The following is an 18,591-nucleotide window of genomic DNA, read 5'->3' as shown; positions in this document are numbered from 1 at the left end:
TTGAATAACTGTTTGGTGGTAATGGCGGAGAGGTCACACCTGTTCCCATGCCGAACACAGAAGTTAAGCTCTCCAGCGCCGATGGTAGTTGGGGCATTGCCCCTGCGAGAGTAGGACACCGCCAAGCATTAGAAAAACCGATCAACTATAAAATGTTGGTCGGTTTTTTTTTGAATACCAAGGCAATGCACAAGAGACTTCCACTAATGAATCCTCTTGTGCAATTTTAATTGCTTCTATAATTGAAGGGGTGAACAACACGATTAAAGTAGCGAAACGGATGTCTTATGGAACGATTGAATAAGAAAATATTGTGATGACAAGGGGTTAGAACCGCTTTAGCATAAAATACATTTCCCTCTGCGGCCATGTATAACAACCTATGAAAATTTTAATAGTACAAACAAAATAATCGGATTCTTTTCATAGAATAAAATATAAATATTTTTTAAGACTTATGTATGTATTTCGTTAGATTAGGAGATACTGAAACTAACGGAGGTGGAGAGAATGAATATTGACGATGATAAAAAAGAACTTTGTGGAATTTGTGAGCAGGAGAAATCAAGAGGAATTCATTTATATACGTTATTTATATGCTGTGAATGTGAGCAGAAAATGATACAGACTGATCCAAAAGAGGCAGAGTATCAGTATTACTTAAAAAAACTTAAAAATATGAATCAACCAACTTTAAATTGATAGATTTTATAAGAAAGGCCCATACCGTTCTTCCCCCTACGGTATGGGCCTTTCTTAGATAAAATTAATTAACGGTCGCCCGGTTAGCCATATCCAGTTCCAGCGCTAAACCTATAATTAGTGAGTATATTGGTGACTTTTTTGCTGCTTTTTTATAAAATTGGGTTACCAATACAATTTAAGTAAAAAAACATTATTTGGACAAGTAGGGATTAAAAATTGACGATAAATCAAAAAAGGGCACCATTATATGAAGCATTATACCAATTTAGCCAAGGAGAACCTATATCCTTCCATGTTCCTGGGCATAAAAACGGAAAAATATTTAGTAGACAAGGTGAGGCATTATTTAAGCATGTGCTATCTTTAGATGTAACCGAGTTAACAGGTCTTGATGATCTACATGAACCTACAGGTGTAATACATGAAGCACAGCAGCTTTCTAGTGACTGGTTTGGGGCTGATGATACGTTTTTTCTGGTCGGTGGAAGTACGGTTGGCAACCTTGCAATGATATTATCAACAAGTTCTCGGGGAGACAAGGTTATCGTGCAGAGGAACTGTCATAAATCTATTTTAAATGGGTTAGAATTAGCAGGAGTTAAGCCAATCTTTGTTGCTTCAATCTTTCAAAAAGATAGGAATCGTTACGTTGGGCCGTCAGTCGATCAAGTCATAAAAGCAATAAAAGAACACCCAGAGGCAAAGTCCGTTATTTTAACTTATCCAGATTATTTTGGCATGGTTTTTCCTTTAGAAGAAATCATTCGTATCGCTCATAGTGTACAGATGCCTGTATTGATCGATGAGGCACATGGCGTCCATTTTTCTACGCATCCGATATTTCCAAAATCTTCATTAGAATTAGGGGCTGATATTGTTATTCAATCCGCACATAAAATGGCTCCAGCAATGACAATGGGTGCCTACTTGCATGTTCGTTCTTCATTAGTTGTTAAAGAGAATATCGCTTATTATTTACAGCTTCTTCAGTCTAGTAGTCCTTCCTATCCCATTTTGGCAAGTCTTGATCTAGCGAGACATTTTTTAGCGAATCAAAAGGTGGAAGTGATACATGACGTTCATAAGAGTGTAAAGAAAGTAAAGAACATCCTATCGAACGGATTATTCTGGAATATTTTGGAGTCAGATGACCCATTAAAAATCATACTTCAAGTAAACAAGGGGTATAACGGACGAGAAGTTGCGTATCTATTTGAACAAGAAAAGATTTATCCAGAGTTATCAACACATGATCAGCTTTTGTTTATCCATGGGCTGGAACCATTTGAAAATTGGAGTTTTTTATCCAATGCAATAGATAACATAGTGGAAAGATTAAAATTAATGCCGAACCATGCTACAATAGAGGAAATACAAATTCCGCAAGAGTCTATACAAATGTTACGTTTTTCCTATGACGACATGAAAAATAAAGCTGTGACCTTGCGCAGTTTGGATAGGTCGATAGGGTGTGTTGCTGCAGAAGCTGTTGTTCCATACCCACCAGGAATCCCTCTCATTGTCAAAGGAGAGGTGGTAACAGAAACACACATAAAAGCGATCCATTTTTTATTAGATAAAGAAATAAACTTTCAAAATAGAAATATAAAGCAAGGATTTAAAACGTTTAAATAAGACGAGGTGTCATATAGGTTTCATAAGCACAAAGTAAAGGGACTGGTAAAGGAGAATAGAAGTGAGTGGATATTTTATAACTTTTGAAGGTGGAGAGGGTGCTGGTAAAACCTCTATTCTTCAAGCAGTAGAATCAAATCTCAAGCAACTTGGATATCAAGTAGTAGCCACTAGGGAACCAGGTGGAATAGAAATAGCCGAGAAAATCAGAGAAATTATTTTAGATACTTCTCACACTACTATGGATAGTCGAACGGAAGCATTGCTGTATGCTGCAGCTAGGAGGCAACATTTAGTTGAAAAGGTATTACCTTCCATTAAACAAAATAAAATTGTACTTTGTGATCGATTTATTGATAGTAGTTTAGCTTATCAAGGATTTGCAAGAGGAATAGGAATGGAAAATGTACGAACAATTAATGAATTTGCCATCGAAGGGTATTATCCAGATTTAACGCTTTTTTTTGATGTCCCCCCCAAAACGGGTTTGCAACGTATTACAGACAATCAAGACAGAGAGCAGAATAGATTAGATTTAGAAAAGCTCCACTTTCATGAACAGGTGTATCAAGCCTATCATATGTTGTTAAAAAAGTATCCGCAACGTATTCATGAAATCAATGCAAACCAACAGATAAACCTCGTGGAAAAGGCTGCTATTCAAAACATTATCGATTTTCTGCAAAACAAATAATAATGTGTGTTCAAAAAGTCGACAAATTAAAAACAAGCCAACGAAGAGATGCGCAGCTTATCAATTGATGACTTTTTGAACATCCTCTAAAACTAAAATATAATGAAGGAGGTAAAAGAGATGAAGCTAATTTTAACTGTGGTGCAGGACAAGGACAGTAATCGTTTGATCGATGCGCTAGGAAAAAAGGATTATAAAACAACAAAGTTGTCGACAACAGGCGGTTTTTTAAAGGAAGGAAATACAACTTTAATGATTGGTGTAGAGGATAACGAGGTAGACGATGCCTTAGAGGTAGTCAAACAAAATTGCAGTCAGCGTGAGCAAATGATTGCTCCGATATCACCAATGGGTGGAAATGCTGATTCTTATATTCCAAAACCAGTTAAAGTTGAAGTTGGTGGTGCAACTGTTTTTGTTCTCCCTGTTGAATCGTTCTTCCAATTTTAAGATTTAAAGGGGGCATGAATCATGAAAATATCACAAGAAGTTAGAACCCAGTTAGAGTCAGCAACAAAAGGTACCAGGTCACAGCCCAACCAACAGATGGATTTTAGTAATATTGTTCAAACAAAAGCAAACCAATTGAAAGAACAAGAATTTGAACGTTTGATGAAGGATATTACAAAACAAGGTGACAAGCTATCCCGCACCCGCTCATTCCAAGATTTGGCCAAATATAAACAATTTGTACAGCGTTTTATGAAAGAAGCTGCACAATATGGCTTAGGGTTGAACAAGTCCCACAGTTGGAATAGAAATGGGAAAAACCGCATGCTAACTACAATTAAAACAATTGATCAAAAACTAATAGAGCTAACCAATACGGTTCTGGAACAAGAAAAAAAGGGGATCGGTATCCTTCAATTAATCGGAGAAATAAAAGGCTTATTAGTTAATTTATATACTTGACGCTGAAGGAAGGATTATATGAAAACCTGGACAGAGATGGCTTCGATTCAACCTTTAGTCTCGAAGATGTTAACAAACGGTTTCAAACAGAATCGAGTTTCTCATGCGTATTTGTTTTATGGCCCTAAAGGAACCGGAAAACGAGCGATGGGATCACTTCTCACGAAAACTTTATTTTGTAAAAAAAAAACCGATATAGAGCCCTGCCAAGATTGTAAGGATTGTCATCGAATTGATTCTGGTAACCATCCAGATGTCCATTGGATTTCACCAGACGGACAAACGATTAAGAAGGAACAAATCTTACATTTGCAAAAAGAGTTTACTTATACAGGAATGGAATCCAATCAAAAGGTTTACATTATTGATCAAGCTGATCGAATGACAACGAATGCATCGAACCGATTGCTTAAATTTCTCGAGGAACCAAATAAGGAAACAACTGCTATTTTATTAACGGAGAACAGCCAATCTATCTTACAAACCATTCGTTCTCGTTGCCAAATGATGGCTTTTAAACCTTTAAATACAGTCGCTTTACAAAATCAGTTAATGGATAAAGGTCTAACAGAGGCAAATGCAAGACTTATGGTAGCCTTAACAAATAACCTCTCCGATGCAATGGAACTGGATAAAGATGAGTGGTTTGCTAATGCAAGAAAAATAGTGGTACAATTAATAGAAGTACTCCAGAGCAAACCAGAGGAATCACTCCTATTTATTCACAACAGTTGGATGCATCATTTCAAGGATCGTGAACAAATTCAGCAAGGGCTGGATCTCCTTTTACTATGGTTTAAGGATTTGATTTATCACGCTACTGGAAACGAAGCACTTATTGTTTTTATGTATGAACAGGAACGTATGGAAAAAAGTGCTCTAATTTGGTCAAGACAGCACATTACAAATGTCTTGCAATCGATTATGGATGCAAAGAAGAAGATAGGGCAGAATGTGAATCCAGCGTTGGTGATGGAGCAACTTACGCTTCAAATACAGAGGTGAATAACATTGGTTGAAGTTATAGGTGTCCGTTTTAAGAAGGCGGGTAAAATATATTATTTTGATCCAGATCAACACACAATTTCAAAGGATGACTATGTTATCGTTGAAACGGTAAGAGGTGTCGAATTCGGGAAAGTGGTGATCTCAAATAAGAAAGTGGATGAGGAAGATGTTGTCCTTCCACTAAAAAAGGTCATTCGAACTGCAACAGATAAAGATAAGCTCATTGTGGCAGAAAATCAGGAAAGCTCACAAGAAGCATATAAAGTGTGTCAGGAGAAAATCAAGGAACATAAGCTTGACATGAATCTAGTAGATGTTGAGTATACGTTTGATCGAAATAAGGTTATTTTTTACTTTACGGCTGACGGTCGAGTTGATTTTCGAGATCTAGTGAAAGATTTGGCCTCCGTGTTTAAAACAAGGATTGAACTGCGTCAAATTGGTGTCCGTGATGAAGCAAAACTTCTTGGAGGTATTGGGCCATGCGGAAGAATGTTATGCTGCTCTACCTTTTTAGGTGATTTTGAGCCAGTCTCTATTAAAATGGCAAAGGATCAAAACTTGTCATTAAATCCTGCTAAAATTTCTGGACTTTGTGGAAGGTTAATGTGTTGTTTGAAATATGAAAATGATGATTACGAAAATGGAAAACGAGCGTTACCTGACCTCGGTAAAAAGGTTCAAACTCCATACGGTAAAGGGAAAGTGGTTGGTTTAAACATCTTGGAACGGCTTGTTCAAATAGAAATACCAGAAGAGGAGAAAGTAATTGAATATACATTAGATGAGCTAATTGACGAAGGAGTAATTAAAACGCAAGCCACGGAATAATGGGGTGGGAAGACGCGTGAATAAAAAAGATTTTTTCGAACAAGTATCTTATATGGAAGAACAAATCGGGCAGTTGTATCAACAATTAGGGGATTTAAAAAATCACCTTGGAGAACTGCTTGAAGAAAATCAACGGTTATCCGTTGAAAATCACCATTTACGCAACCGTCTTGATGGAGATCCTTCAAAAGTAGATCAAACAGATTTAAAAGATAATGGCACCGATGGAGATGTAGCAGTTGGAGAAGGCTATGATAATTTAGCACGTCTATATGAAGAAGGGTTCCATATTTGCAATGTACACTTCGGAAGTCCAAGACGGGACGAAGATTGCTTGTTTTGTTTATTATTTTTAAATAAGAATAAATAAGAAAAATGAAAAATAGTTCACATTGTCCAATCATGAAGCCTTTCCTGTTATATGGAGAGGCCATTTTTGTACTCAAACAATCATGCGATTAAAAAACGAAAGGGATTACCTATAATGGTTGAAGTATATGATCATGAGCGAGTAGATTATTTATTAGCAGAAGAGAATATGCGAATTATCCAAAGTGCAGGAGTATTTGCTTTTTCGCTTGATGCGGTTTTGTTGGCTAATTTCACATACGTTCCAATTAAACAAGGGGAAATTATGGACTTGTGTACTGGAAATGGAGTCATCCCGCTTCTGCTGAGCAAGCGGTCTTTTGCAAATATGACAGGTGTAGAAATTCAAGAGCGTCTGTTTGATATGGCAAAAAGAAATGTGAAGTTAAATCATTTGGAAGATCAGATCAACATGATACACGGTGATTTAAAAGATATGGCAAAATTACTTGGTCACGGAAAATTTGATTTAGTGACATGTAATCCCCCATATTTTAATACACCCCATAAAAGGGAACAAAATGAAAATGACTATTTTACGATTGCACGTCATGAAATATGTTGCACACTAGATGATGTGATTGCTGCGTCAAGTAAGCTTGTCCGTTCAGGAGGGAAAATTTCCATCGTCCATCGACCGAATCGCTTAGTAGAACTTATTACACTGTTTAAAAAGTATCAAGTTGAACCGAAGCGCCTTCGCTTTGTCTATCCTAGACAGGGGAAGGAAGCAAATACCATTCTAATCGAGGGAATAAAAGACGGTAAATCAGATATGAAAATACTTCCCCCATTATATTGCTATGATGAGAATGGAGTGTATACAAAAGAATTAGAGGAAATTGTTTATGGAAGAAAATAGTGAACATATTGTTTATATTTTAGAATGTAAAGACAATACGTTTTATACGGGATATACAAATGATTTGGCACGCCGATTAAGGATGCATGCAAATGGGAAAGGTGCAAAATATACAAGGGGACGCGGCCCATTTCAACTCGTTTACCAACAAAAATATATAACTAAACAAGAAGCAATGAAAGAGGAGTACCAGATTAAAAAACTTTCTCGAAAGGAAAAAGTAGCATTAATTGAACAGTATGAAGAAAGGCAGGATGTACATGCAAATTCAAAACAGCTTTAGCGGTTCCGCTTCATATGGAACACTATTTGTTGTCCCAACACCGATCGGAAATTTAGAGGATATTACGATCCGTGCATTACATACATTAAAGTCTGTCTCTGTGATCGCTGCTGAAGATACCAGGAACACAAAAAGACTGTTGCAGCATTTTGAAATTAATCAGCAGCTTGTCAGTTATCATGAGCACAATAAATTTTCAAGGGAACAATCGTTGTTAGAAAAACTTAATGCTGGGGAAGATATTGCGATTGTAAGTGATGCAGGAATGCCAGCTATTTCTGATCCTGGTTATGAACTAGTAGTTTCCGCTGTTGAGTCTGGGTATCCAGTAGTCGTATTGCCTGGAGCGAATGCCGCATTATGTGCACTAGTGGGCTCTGGACTACCAACGAATGCATTTTATTTCTTTGGTTTCCTTCCCCGAAAAAAGAATGAAAAACAACAAGTGATCCATCGCTTAAAGGAAATGCAATCCACCTTACTTTTTTATGAATCCCCACATCGTGTTGCAGATACTTTGGAATTGTTATTACAAGTTTTAGGTGATCGACAGGTGGCACTTGCACGGGAATTAACAAAGCGGTATGAAGAATATACCCGAGGGAAACTATCCGATATAATAGAATCATTCCAAACAAACGAAAGAATGTTAAAGGGTGAATTTTGCATTGTTGTGGCAGGAAATACGATGGAGGAAACAGAAGATAATAGCTGGTGGGGGGTATTATCACTTGAAGAGCATGTTAATCACTATATGAAAACAGAAGAGGTTAGTAGTAAAGAAGCCATTAAAAAGGTAGCTGAAGAGAGACGAATACCTAAAAGAGATGTCTATAAAGCATACCACGTGTAGTTATTACAAATAACGATAGTTTTTTGTGGCATAATGCAGAAAACCCTCGCGATCATAGGCGAAGGTTTTCTGCATTTATCTTATAAACGTGATTGTATTTCGTTTATTAATTGTTCTGCGCCTTCACGACTAAGAACTAACTTGCCATTAGCAAGTGAAAGGTTGTCATCAGAGATTTCCCCAGTAATGTGACATGTCATATTAGGCTTATACTTCTTTAAGATAATACGGTCATCATCAACGTAAATCTCCAATGCGTCTTTCTCATTAATTCCTAGGGTTCTGCGGAGTTCAATCGGTATTACAACACGACCTAACTCATCGACTTTACGAACAATACCTGTTGATTTCATTTTTTCTACTCCCCTCAAATGATAGATTTTCTATTTCGTCATTATTCGACATCTGTCTACACATAATAGTACCAGTGATTGCCAATAGTGTCAATTATAAATTAGAAAAAAGAGTAAAAAAAGAACGAAAAATACTACTAAAGTAGGATGTTTATAGGAATTAATACCTAATAATACTCCAAGTATTTCAATCCAAATCATGCGCGACATAATTCGACATTTCGACAAAAAAGTGCTCAGGATTGTTGCGGTTTTGTCGATTTTTGTAGAATAAAGGTAGAAACAATTTTTATAGTGCGTTTTGAACAACCTCTTATATCATCGTTTGTTAGGGCCTTAAAAAATAATCCGTTTGCTTATGTTGGAAAAATAGTCTTAAAATCGCTACAATATGTACATAATGCATGTTAAGTAATCGATTCAATCATATTAAGCAAGTTTTATAAAGGAGGCGGTACCAATGCCAAAGGAGAAGAAAACATTTTACCTAACAACACCAATATACTACCCAAGTGGTAATCTACATATTGGTCATGCATACACAACGGTTGCTGGTGATGCGATGGCGAGGTATAAACGGTTAAGAGGTTATGATGTCATGTATCTAACAGGGACAGATGAACATGGCCAAAAGATCCAACGTAAAGCAGAAGAAAACGGCGTTAGCCCAGAAAAATACGTAGACGAAATTGTCAGTAGGATCAAAGATTTATGGGAAATATTAGATATTTCTTATGTTGATTTTATTCGAACAACGGAAGATAGACACAAAAGGGTTGTCGAGAAAATATTCGCACAACTTCTTGACCAGGGAGATATTTATTTAGATGAGTATGAGGGCTGGTATTGCACATCATGTGAATCGTTTTTTACCGAGAGACAATTAAACGAAGGCAATTGCCCTGATTGTGGTGGACCCGTTGAGAAGGTAAAAGAAGAATCCTATTTCTTTAAGATGAGCAAATACGTGGATCGCCTCTTGCAGTATTACGATGAAAATCCAACATTCATTCAGCCGGAAAGCCGAAAAAATGAGATGATTAACAATTTTATTAAACCAGGATTGGAAGATTTAGCTGTTTCAAGGACAACGTTTGACTGGGGGATTAAAGTACCAGGTGATCCGAAACATGTTATTTATGTATGGATTGATGCGTTGAGTAATTATATAACTGCGCTAGGATATGGAACAGATGATGACACGCGCTACCAAAAATACTGGCCTGCCGATGTTCATTTGATGAGTAAGGAAATCGTACGTTTCCATACTATATACTGGCCAATTATGTTAATGGCACTGGATTTGCCTCTTCCAAAAAAGGTATTTGCTCATGGCTGGATTTTAATGAAAGATGGAAAAATGTCTAAATCAAAAGGAAATGTCGTAGATCCAATTCAACTTACAGAACGTTATGGACTTGATGCGCTCCGCTATTACTTGCTTCGGGAGGTACCATTTGGATCTGATGGCGTTTTTACACCAGAAGGATTTGTCGATCGAACAAATTACGATCTAGCAAATGACCTAGGTAATCTACTAAATAGAACTGTTGCGATGATTGATAAATACTTTGACGGTAAAATCCCAGCATTCACGGCTTCCCAGGATCAATTTGACCAGCAATTAGAGGAATCAGGAAAAGAAACGGTAGCCAGGGTTGAAAGTGAAATGGATAACATGGGATTTTCGGTAGCACTGTCTGCCATTTGGCAATATGTAAGAAGAACCAATAAATATATTGATGAAACGCAGCCATGGATATTAGCAAAGGACGAGGAAAAGAAAGAACGTTTGGGCAATGTTATGGCACATCTTACAGAATCGCTACGTCATATTGCTATTCTTTTACGCCCGTTTTTAACGGAGACGCCTGATAAAATATTTAGACAGTTGGGTGTTAAAGATGAACACGATCAATCATGGGAAAGTCTCTATCGTTTAGGAGTAATCCCAGCTGGTACAATGGTAGTGAAGGAAGATCCAATTTTTCCAAGACTAGAAGCCGAAAAAGAAATTAACATGATCAAGGATATGATGAAAAAACCAGAACCAAAGAAGGAAACGAACCAAGATCATCAGGATGAGCTTTCCTTTGATGAATTTATGAAAATGGATCTTCGAGTCGCCGAGGTGCTTCATGCAGAAAGAATGGAAAACGCCGACAAATTATTAAGAATACAGCTCGATCTAGGTACGGAAAAGCGGCAGGTAGTATCTGGTATTGCACAACATTATCAACCCGATGAATTGAATGGGAAAAAAGTAATCTGTGTGACTAATTTAAAACCTGTTAAGCTTCGAGGACAATTGTCTCAAGGTATGATTTTGTCTGGTGAAGATGAAAATGGTAAGTTATCACTTGCGACAGTAGAACAATCCTTGCCAAACGGTTCAAAGGTTAAATAAAAGCTATTATGGAAAACGCTTATCTTAAAAATAAGCGTTTTCCTAATTGGAGGTAAAAGAAATGGTGCTTTTTGACACGCATGTACATTTAAATGTAAAACAATTTGAAAACGATCGGGAAGAAGTAATGAAACGAGCAAAGGACGCTGGAGTAGAATATATGGTCATTGTCGGTTTTGACAATGAGACGATTCCACTTGCAATTCATATAGCAGAGGAAAATCCAAATATATATGCTGCAGTTGGTTGGCATCCAGTTGATGCAATCGATTGTACGGATGAAGATTTACGTCGAATTGAGGCATTGGCATCTCACCCAAAGGTAGTGGCAATTGGAGAAATGGGTCTTGATTACCATTGGGACAAATCACCAAAGGACATACAAATAGAAGTGTTTCGCAAGCAGATTCGTTTAGCTAAAAAGGTTAAGCTGCCAATCATTATCCATAATAGAGAAGCAACATCCGATATCCTTGACATTCTAGAAGACGAACATGCGGAAGAAGTTGGCGGGATTATGCATTGCTACAATGATACTGTTGATTATGTTGAACGATGTTTACATATGAACTTCTTTATATCTCTTGGTGGACCAGTTACCTTTAAAAATGCCAAGGAGCCTAAGGAAGTAGCAAAAGAGGTGCCGCTTAATCGATTGTTAATTGAGACCGATTGTCCGTTTTTAGCACCCCATCCAAACCGTGGTAAACGAAATGAACCAGCTTATGTTCAGTTAGTCGCAGAAAAAATAGCAGAGCTTAAGGGAATTTCTTTCGAAGAAGTTAGCCAAACCACGACAGAAAATGCCCTTCAATTCTTTAAAATAAACCGTTAATTTGTAGTTTTATTTGATATCTACGTATAAGGCCAGATATAGTGTCGTTATTTTTGGGTTTCCATCATTCATTCCAATGTGCATAATAAGAGGAGTCAGTAGCTTGGCTTCTCTTTTTTTGTGTGCACTCATCCTATCGTATAGGGGGCTGTAACTTAAATTTAATCTGTTTGAAACACTGGCCAAGAAAGCTTGATTCAATAAGGTTTTTTGTGTGACAGCGGTCTTTTTGTAAGGTTCTCAAGGTTTGACACCCTAGAACGATTGTATATATAATACAAACGTTATAAAGGAGGCAAGCGAGCATGAATATGATTTCAAAGCTATTGCCGGCACTTAAAAAAAAGCTGATTATTCCAGCACTTAGTGTCATTGTTTTGGCTGTATTTGGCGGATTGATTATGTACAAAGTAACGGAAGCGGAAGTCGTAGTCTCGCAAAATGGAGAAGAGTCAACTGTTAAAACCCGTGCAAATACAGTAGAAGATCTATTGGAAGAGCTAGGTATTGAAGTAAGTAAATATGATGAATTGTCATACGGTAAAGATGATCCAATAAAATCAGGCATGACAATAAAGTATGAAAAAGCAAAAAAAGTCAATGTTACAATAGACGATAAAACAAAAGAATATTATACGACTGAAAAAACATTAGCAGAATTTTTCAAAGAAAAAGAGATTTCCATATCCCAGTATGATCAAGTGTCGCTTAATGAACAAGCGAGCATTAAAGAGGGGATGACGGTAAAGGTTGACCGTGGTTTCCAAGTGACACTTTATGATGGTGGCGAAGAAAAGAAAGTATGGACTACAGCTGAAACGGTAGCTGCATTCTTGGATGAACAAGACATTGAAATTGGGAAACTTGATCGAGTTGAGCCAGCAAAGACGGAAGATGTAACGAAAGATAACTCTATTAAGATAACACGAGTTGAAAAGGTTACCGATGTCGTAGAAGAGAAGAAAGACTTTTCCGTTAAAACTAGAAAAGATGCTTCCTTGGCATCTGGTACAAGACAAATAGTTGAAGCTGGTGAAGAAGGCATTATAGAGAAGAAGTACGAGGTCACACTAGAAAACGGAAAAGAAGTTGATCGAAAACTCATTAGTGAAGAAGTCAAAAAAGATAGTAAACAACAAGTTGTTGCGCTTGGTACAAAAAAACCCGAGCCGAAGCAATTAGCCTCACGAGGCGATGACGATGTAGCTGAGGTTTTGTATATGCAGGCAACAGGTTATAATTGGGATTGTGCCACATGTAGCGGTACAGGATATACAGCAACAGGGATAAATTTACGAGAGAACCCGAAAGTTGTGGCAGTTGACCCATCTGTTATTCCACTTGGTACAAAAGTCTGGGTCGAAGGGTATGGCTATGCTGTTGCAGGTGATACAGGTGGTGCGATAAAAGGTAATCGAATTGACCTCCACATGTCAAAGAGTGCAGCTGTAAGTTATGGAATCCAAAGAGTAAAAGTAAAAATATTGAAATAGGTTTCTTTATGAACCCCTTACTAAGGTAGGGGGCTTTTTGTTATTTGTATGTATCATATGAAATTATACACGTATTGTGCTATTTTTAAGCTAACTGAAAAAGAACACAATTTCACCAATAAATCAGGGGGATTCGTTTGAAAATAAAAGAGGTTATTGTGGTAGAAGGAAAAGATGACACAGCCAAAATTCGTCAAGCGGTTGATGCAGATACGATCGAAACAAATGGATCTGCCATTGACCATGATATAATTCAAAGAATCAAGCATGCTAAACAAAAAAGGGGAGTTATTATTTTCACTGATCCAGATTATCCTGGTGAAAGAATTAGGCATATTGTGTCTAATAACGTGCAAGGATGTAAGCATGCTTTTTTAACACGAGAGGAAACAAGAGCAAAGCATAACAAAGGGCTTGGCATCGAACATGCATCTGTTGAGGCTATCAGACGTGCTCTTTCTCTTGTTTATGAGGTTGGAGCTGAGTTTGACAATGGGATAACAAGGGAGGATTTACTTCAGTATGGACTGTTAGGAGGCCCCCAGGCCAAATCTAGGAGAGAAAGACTTGGAAAAAGGTTAAACATCGGCTATACCAATGGGAAACAGTTGCTCAAACGTTTATCCATGTTTGAGCTTTCGAAAAAGGATTTTGTTGCCGCAATGGAACAGATCATACAGGAGGAGTACGATGAATAAACAGTCAGCAATTGCAACACCTTCTAGAACAAAGGAATTGTTAAACAAATATCGATTTACGTTCAAAAAGAGCTTGGGCCAAAACTTTTTGATTGATGTAAACATACTTAAAAAAATTATTCATCACGCTGGTATTAATGAAAATACGGGCACAATAGAAATCGGGCCTGGAATGGGTGCCTTGACAGAACAGCTGGCACTACACTCTAACCAAGTGACTGCTTTTGAGGTCGATCAAAGACTTATACCCGTCCTACAAGATACGTTAACCGCATATAAAAATGTGTCAATCATTCATCAGGATATTTTGCAAGCAGACCTGGTAGACATCATAAAACAGAAATTCACGCCCGAACAGGATATAAAGGTAGTAGCTAACCTTCCATATTACATAACAACACCTATATTAATGAAGCTATTACGTGATCACCTTCCAGTTTCAAGTATCACCGTCATGATTCAAAAAGAAGTCGCAGCAAGAATGGCAGCAAAACCGAACACGAAAAGCTACGGTTCTCTATCTATTGCGGTTCAATATTATACCGAAGCTCATGTTGTGATGAGTGTGCCAAAAACGGCATTTATGCCCCAACCAAATGTTGATTCGGCAGTTCTTCATTTAACTTTAAGAAAAAGTCCGCCTGTACATGTGATCGACACGGGTTTTTTCTTTTCTGTTGTACAGGCTTGTTTTGGTCAACGAAGAAAGACACTTAAAAATAATTTATTTCGTTACTTTGAAGACAGCTTTAGCAGAGAAGAAATAGAAGAGCGGCTTCAGCAGGCAGGAATCGACGGTATAAGAAGAGGAGAATCACTCTCTATGGAGGAATTTGCTTTACTTTCAAATACTTTTTATCATCCGAGTGATAAATAGAGAAGGCACATCTTTTCTTCCTTCACATAGGCTATTTTATAACGATAGCTAAATAGAGACCTATTCGATACATGGTCTATGTGTGAGGTGGACATATGGAATTTACAGTCGGTGAGTTGGTTACTCGATCATCCTACAATCATGATATTTTATTTCGAATTTCAAATATCTCCAATGACACGCTTATTCTACACGGGGAAGATTTTCGTTTAGAGGCCGATGCAAACCAAGATGATTTAGTAAAAATAGAGGAGCGCGATCTAAAAAAAAGAAAAAAACAAAGCAAAGAAAAAGAAGATTACTCCTTTCGCCTTTTTCGACAGGATTATCAATTAATGAAGGAAAAAAGGGAGTATGAATCAACTAGTGGCTATTATTACCCATCCAACTATTTCCAAATTCCTGCTAGAGTGCTACATTTAGACGGTGATCGTCTCTTCTTAAGAAAATGTATTAACCTGTATCAACGACTAGGCCTTCAGGTTCATGGTGTTCATTTGGATGAAAAAGAAATGCCAACCGAAATTGGTGCCCTTGTTGAAAAAATACAACCAGACATTATTGTTATAACAGGACATGATGCTTTTTCACGTAACAAAGGTACAAAAAGTGACATTCGTGCCTATAGGCATTCGAAATATTTTGCTGAAACGGTGAGAGAAGCAAGAAAAAAAATTCCTAACCTTGATCAATTGGTTATCTTTGCAGGTGCGTGTCAGTCTCATTTTGAGTCGCTTATAAGAGCTGGCGCCAATTTTGCGAGTTCGCCATCTAGAATTAACATTCATGCCCTAGATCCTGTATATATAGCAGCAAAGGTAGCATACACGCCATTTATGGAGAAATTAGGTGTGTGGGAAACATTGCGAAATACAATGACAGGAGAGAAAGGGCTTGGAGGTTTAGAGACGAGAGGATTACTCCGAACAGGAATGCCTTATATGGAGGAAAATGAATTGACGAATGAGGAATAATGGAAAAAAGCGTTGATTAATCAACGCTTTTTACTTGGAATGTTTTGTTACGGCTACCACATAATTTTCAGCAGCTACAAAAAACATCGTGATGTACATGCATAATTTTAGATAAATATGAGAAAATAATTATAAAATTAGCAAAAAGTGTTTTTTTGATTGCATTTGAATTGGAGTGCTGATATAATATTTAGATTTATTTGACTAAAATAAAGCATTGTGTTATAGTAAACATAGTGAGGTGGAGTGTAGTGGCTAAAACTTTAGTTGAAATTAAACAAGGTTTAGATGGACAGATTGGTAAACGCTTGAAGCTGAAAGCGAATGGTGGCAGAAGAAAAACGATTGAGCGCAGCGGGGTGTTAGCTGAAACGTATCCCTCTGTTTTTATTGTTGAGCTGGACCAAGCAGAAAACGCATTTGAACGCGTTTCCTACAGTTATGCAGACGTATTAACCGAGACCGTTGAGTTAGACTTCATCGAAGATATGAGCAAAATGATCCTCGGAGAGCAGTAAACATTCGTTTACTGCTCTTTGTTTAATTTTAACAGGTTTAAAATAATACAAAACAACAAAACATAAGTGTGTCGTAAATGAAAGGAGCTGTCTTTCATGGGTAGACGTAGAGGAGTTATGTCAGACCGTTTGAAAGAAGAAATAGCAAAAGAGTTAGGTTTTTACGACACTGTACAGCAAGAAGGCTGGGGAGGCATTCGTGCACGTGATGCTGGTAATATGGTGAAGCGTGCAATTCAAATTGCAGAGCAGGAACTAACAAAGGGCAAATCCTAATAAAGGTGCGTTCGATTAGATTCGAATATCATCTTAAAGGGGTTTGTCCCCTTTTTATACCATGGTATGATACAATTTGTGATATATTAGAGGAATAATACCAAACGATATTAGGTAGAATATTTGATCTTCACTAGAGATTGTGAAGCTACATATTAGTCAAATTGTTACAAACGTATGATGTAAAGAAGGTGAAAACATGTTTTTGCTAGAAAAAGCGCCAGCGAAAATCAACCTTACGCTGGATGTGTTACATAAGCGACCAGATCATTACCATGAGGTAGAAATGGTTATGACAACTATTGATTTAGCCGATCGAATTGAGCTAATCGAATTACAAGAAGATATAATAGAGATTAGGTCAGAGAATCGATTTGTTCCAAACGACGAGCGAAATCTAGCGTATCGGGCCGCAAAGCTTATAAAAGATAGATACCATATAAAGCATGGTGTTCGGATTTATATTGATAAACAAATTCCTGTTGCTGCTGGACTTGCTGGTGGAAGCAGTGACGCTGCTGCCGTACTTAGAGGCTTAAATCGTTTATGGTCTCTTCATATATCTGTAAAAGAACTCGCGGCACTTGGTTCCCAGATTGGATCAGATGTGTCTTTTTGTGTGTATGGTTCAACGGCAATCGCAAGAGGAAGAGGAGAGCACATCACAGAACTACCAGCCCCCCCGTCGTGTTGGGTCGTATTAGCTAAACCAGAAATAGGTGTTTCCACTCAGTCCATTTATCAAAACCTGCAACCAAATCGTTTAATACATCCTGATACTGCAGGTATGATAAATGCAATAAAGGATGGAAATTACATAGATGTGTGTAAAAAAACTGGAAATGTATTAGAGTCCGTAACCCTTTCCCTTTACCCTGAGGTCAAACAGATCAAGGCCCAAATGGAAAAAAGTGGAGCGGATGCAGTGTTAATGAGTGGAAGTGGACCAACTGTTTTTGCTTTAGTTCAACAAGAAAATCGTGCATACCGTATTTATAACGGCCTTAGAGGATTTTGTAATGAGGTGTATGTTGTACGAATGTTAGGGAGTAGTTATGTAGGATAACTTGATTAAACACGTATATCAGTGGTATATTATATAGAAATATTCGTGTTTAGAGGTGCAACCATGAAAAGAAGTGAAAGATTGGTAGCCATGACAAACTATTTGGTTGAAAGCCCTTGGGCGCTTGTTTCATTGCCATTTTTTTCTCGAAAATTCGATGCAGCGAAATCTTCGATAAGTGAGGATCTGGCAATAATAAACAACATGTTTCAGGAAGAAGGAATTGGGTACCTCAAGTCTGTTGCAGGTGCTGCTGGTGGCGTAAAATACATACCTTTGTATTCCGTGGAAAATAGCGAATCGTTTATTGGGAAGCTTTGTGAACAATTAGAAGATCCAAACCGTTTACTTCCTGGTGGTTATTTATTTATGAGTGATATATTGGGAGAGCCGAAAACAGTGAAAACGATCGGTAGGATGTTTGCTACCGCTTTCTCAGAACTCAACATAGACGTCGTGATGACGGTTGCTACAAAGGGAATACCTTTAGCCTATGCAGTTGCAGCTTGCTTAAACGTACCAGTTGTAATTGTTAGGAGAGACCCAAAGATAACAGAAGGATCTACCGTAAGTATTAACTATGTCTCTGGATCATCAAGAAAAATACAAACAATGGTATTGCCAAAGCGTAGTTTACAAGAAGGATCCAATGTATGTATAATCGATGACTTTATGAAAGCGGGCGGAACAATCAACGGGATGGTTAATTTACTTGCTGAATTTAATGCAAATGTTTCTGGTATCGGAGTTCTATCTGAAGCAGAGGATGAAGAGGAAGAACGAGTTGTAGAAGACTACACATCCCTCGTTAAAATTACCAATGTAGATATAATAAAGAAACAAATTGAGGTGCATAAAGGTACCTTTTTCCAAGGTCAAACGCATTCTAATTAACGAACCGGCGTACGAACCTTTCCATAACCAACGCATTATTATAGGTTT

The 18,591-nt window shown here is 37.5% G+C and carries 22 protein-coding genes and 1 rRNA gene; 22 read left to right on the top strand and 1 reads right to left on the bottom strand.

The window, feature by feature from the left end:
* The first annotated feature begins 11 nt into the window (after positions 1-11).
* From rrf to rsmI, 12 genes are all read left to right on the top strand, one after another.
* Positions 12-127: ribosomal RNA gene (rrf, locus tag NC797_RS16195) — 5S ribosomal RNA — on the top strand.
* Positions 128-510: 383 nt separating this feature from the next.
* Entirely contained in the window at positions 511-702 is a 192-nt protein-coding gene (locus NC797_RS16190) for a sigma factor G inhibitor Gin (RefSeq protein ID WP_272437857.1), read from the top strand.
* A 219-nt stretch (positions 703-921) separates the two neighbouring features.
* The gene (locus tag NC797_RS16185; protein WP_272437856.1) at positions 922-2,340 is read left to right on the top strand and encodes an aminotransferase class I/II-fold pyridoxal phosphate-dependent enzyme; all 1,419 of its coding nucleotides are present in this window, start codon (positions 922-924) and stop codon (positions 2,338-2,340) included.
* Positions 2,341-2,401: 61 nt separating this feature from the next.
* Positions 2,402-3,034: a dTMP kinase gene (gene tmk / locus NC797_RS16180; protein ID WP_272437855.1), complete on the top strand. Its 633-nt coding sequence runs from the start codon at positions 2,402-2,404 to the stop codon at positions 3,032-3,034.
* Positions 3,035-3,154: 120 nt separating this feature from the next.
* Positions 3,155-3,484 carry a cyclic-di-AMP receptor gene (locus NC797_RS16175; RefSeq protein WP_272437854.1) on the top strand — a complete coding sequence of 110 codons (330 nt, stop codon included), beginning with the start codon at positions 3,155-3,157 and terminating at the stop codon, positions 3,482-3,484.
* Positions 3,485-3,505: 21 nt separating this feature from the next.
* Positions 3,506-3,946 (top strand): YaaR family protein, encoded by a 441-nt coding sequence (locus NC797_RS16170; RefSeq protein ID WP_272437853.1) that lies wholly within the window; start codon positions 3,506-3,508, stop codon positions 3,944-3,946.
* 18 nt (positions 3,947-3,964) lie between these two features.
* On the top strand, positions 3,965-4,951 hold the full coding sequence (gene holB / locus NC797_RS16165) for a DNA polymerase III subunit delta' (protein ID WP_272437852.1): 987 nt from the start codon (positions 3,965-3,967) through the stop codon (positions 4,949-4,951).
* A gap of 6 nt (positions 4,952-4,957) precedes the next feature.
* A complete protein-coding gene (locus tag NC797_RS16160; RefSeq protein ID WP_272437851.1) occupies positions 4,958-5,785 on the top strand; it encodes a PSP1 domain-containing protein in 828 nt (275 codons plus the stop codon).
* Between the two features lie 16 nt (positions 5,786-5,801).
* Positions 5,802-6,155, top strand: coding sequence for a DNA replication initiation control protein YabA (gene yabA / locus NC797_RS16155; protein WP_272437850.1), 354 nt, complete (start codon positions 5,802-5,804; stop codon positions 6,153-6,155).
* A 114-nt stretch (positions 6,156-6,269) separates the two neighbouring features.
* Positions 6,270-7,016: a tRNA1(Val) (adenine(37)-N6)-methyltransferase gene (locus NC797_RS16150; protein WP_272437860.1), complete on the top strand. Its 747-nt coding sequence runs from the start codon at positions 6,270-6,272 to the stop codon at positions 7,014-7,016.
* Positions 7,003-7,299, top strand: coding sequence for a GIY-YIG nuclease family protein (locus NC797_RS16145; RefSeq protein ID WP_272437849.1), 297 nt, complete (start codon positions 7,003-7,005; stop codon positions 7,297-7,299). The genes NC797_RS16150 and NC797_RS16145 overlap by 14 nt, the downstream gene beginning before the upstream one ends.
* Positions 7,277-8,152, top strand: coding sequence for a 16S rRNA (cytidine(1402)-2'-O)-methyltransferase (gene rsmI, locus NC797_RS16140; protein ID WP_272437848.1), 876 nt, complete (start codon positions 7,277-7,279; stop codon positions 8,150-8,152). Before NC797_RS16145 ends, rsmI begins: the two co-directional genes overlap by 23 nt.
* An 80-nt stretch (positions 8,153-8,232) precedes the next feature.
* Here rsmI and NC797_RS16135 read toward each other — a convergent pair whose 3' ends face one another.
* A complete protein-coding gene (locus tag NC797_RS16135) occupies positions 8,233-8,505 on the bottom strand; it encodes an AbrB/MazE/SpoVT family DNA-binding domain-containing protein (RefSeq protein WP_272437847.1) in 273 nt (90 codons plus the stop codon).
* Between the two features lie 460 nt (positions 8,506-8,965).
* Here NC797_RS16135 and metG point away from each other — a divergent pair, with 460 nt between their 5' ends.
* The 10 genes from metG to purR all read left to right on the top strand — a co-directional run bounded on the left by metG (position 8,966) and on the right by purR (position 18,543).
* Positions 8,966-10,912: a methionine--tRNA ligase gene (gene metG / locus NC797_RS16130; protein WP_272437846.1), complete on the top strand. Its 1,947-nt coding sequence runs from the start codon at positions 8,966-8,968 to the stop codon at positions 10,910-10,912.
* A gap of 64 nt (positions 10,913-10,976) precedes the next feature.
* Positions 10,977-11,747, top strand: coding sequence for a TatD family hydrolase (locus NC797_RS16125; protein ID WP_272437859.1), 771 nt, complete (start codon positions 10,977-10,979; stop codon positions 11,745-11,747).
* Positions 11,748-12,052: 305 nt separating this feature from the next.
* Positions 12,053-13,240, top strand: a complete 1,188-nt coding sequence (locus NC797_RS16120) for a G5 and 3D domain-containing protein (protein ID WP_272437845.1) — start codon at positions 12,053-12,055, stop codon at positions 13,238-13,240.
* Positions 13,241-13,377: 137 nt separating this feature from the next.
* Complete coding sequence (gene rnmV / locus NC797_RS16115; RefSeq protein WP_272437844.1) at positions 13,378-13,938, top strand: ribonuclease M5; 561 nt, start codon at positions 13,378-13,380, stop codon at positions 13,936-13,938.
* Positions 13,931-14,815 carry a 16S rRNA (adenine(1518)-N(6)/adenine(1519)-N(6))-dimethyltransferase RsmA gene (gene rsmA, locus NC797_RS16110; protein ID WP_272437843.1) on the top strand — a complete coding sequence of 295 codons (885 nt, stop codon included), beginning with the start codon at positions 13,931-13,933 and terminating at the stop codon, positions 14,813-14,815. The genes rnmV and rsmA overlap by 8 nt, the downstream gene beginning before the upstream one ends.
* 95 nt (positions 14,816-14,910) lie before the next feature.
* On the top strand, positions 14,911-15,789 hold the full coding sequence (gene yabG, locus NC797_RS16105; RefSeq protein ID WP_272437842.1) for a sporulation peptidase YabG: 879 nt from the start codon (positions 14,911-14,913) through the stop codon (positions 15,787-15,789).
* A 251-nt stretch (positions 15,790-16,040) separates the two neighbouring features.
* Positions 16,041-16,307 (top strand): biofilm formation stimulator Veg, encoded by a 267-nt coding sequence (gene veg, locus NC797_RS16100; RefSeq protein WP_272437841.1) that lies wholly within the window; start codon positions 16,041-16,043, stop codon positions 16,305-16,307.
* Between the two features lie 96 nt (positions 16,308-16,403).
* On the top strand, positions 16,404-16,583 hold the full coding sequence (locus NC797_RS16095) for a small, acid-soluble spore protein, alpha/beta type (RefSeq protein ID WP_272437840.1): 180 nt from the start codon (positions 16,404-16,406) through the stop codon (positions 16,581-16,583).
* 199 nt (positions 16,584-16,782) lie between these two features.
* Positions 16,783-17,649: a 4-(cytidine 5'-diphospho)-2-C-methyl-D-erythritol kinase gene (gene ispE, locus NC797_RS16090; protein WP_272437839.1), complete on the top strand. Its 867-nt coding sequence runs from the start codon at positions 16,783-16,785 to the stop codon at positions 17,647-17,649.
* Between the two features lie 63 nt (positions 17,650-17,712).
* Positions 17,713-18,543, top strand: a complete 831-nt coding sequence (gene purR / locus NC797_RS16085; RefSeq protein WP_272437838.1) for a pur operon repressor — start codon at positions 17,713-17,715, stop codon at positions 18,541-18,543.
* Positions 18,544-18,591: the final 48 nt, after the last annotated feature.

It is taken from the genome of Terrihalobacillus insolitus (assembly GCF_028416575.1).
In the GTDB taxonomy this organism is placed as follows: domain Bacteria; phylum Bacillota; class Bacilli; order Bacillales; family Amphibacillaceae; genus Terrihalobacillus; species Terrihalobacillus insolitus.
This window is presented reverse-complemented; position numbering and strand designations above follow the sequence as displayed.